The organism is Marinomonas sp. TI.3.20 (genome assembly GCF_038155025.1).
GTDB lineage: Bacteria > Pseudomonadota > Gammaproteobacteria > Pseudomonadales > Marinomonadaceae > Marinomonas > Marinomonas flavescens.
This window is the reverse complement of sequence record NZ_JBAKAS010000061.1, coordinates 1-579: the sequence shown is the minus strand read 5'-3', so window position 1 is coordinate 579 and position 579 is coordinate 1. Positions and strand designations below refer to the sequence as shown.

1 protein-coding gene is annotated in these 579 nt (G+C 36.6%); it reads right to left on the bottom strand.

Features of this window, described 5'->3' with window-relative positions:
- Positions 1-42 precede the first annotated feature (42 nt).
- A partial coding sequence (locus V6259_RS19550; protein WP_341585955.1) for a universal stress protein occupies positions 43-579 on the bottom strand: 537 nt, incomplete at its 5' end.

Here is a 579-nt window from a genome sequence, read left to right as displayed (position 1 = left end):
AACGCAGATTAACGCGTAGTCATAAGAGTCGTAAGCTAAGCTTTAAAGCTCCGGCAAAGGCACTATCAACATTGGGATATGTGAGTGGCTTAACACATTCTTAGCAACACTACCCAAGAAGGTTTGAAACACACCCTTCTCATGAGTACCCATTACAATAAGATCAACTTCTAATTTTTGAGAAATTTTCAAAATAGATTCTGCAGGATAAGCTTCTACAACTTGTATCGACTTAATTTGCTGACGTACATTTTGGTCTTCAAGAGACAGCCTTTCCCAAAATTCATTCTGAATCACTTCCAGCTTTTCTTTAGCAAACCGCACTCGGTCTTCTAAAAATTCGCGTCTGCTTTCAGGATCATTTACATACGTTTTAAGAGTGATTTTTGCATCGTTAGACATTTTTTCGACGACATGCAAAATATAAATATCTGCACCCGTTTTTTTGGCTATATAAACAGCCTGATCAAAAGCTTTCATCGAACTTTTAGACAAATCAGTACTGTATAAAATCTTACCAACTTCAGGCAGCATACTATTACCTCCAAATGGACAATAGAGAAATGCTTGTAAGAAAAT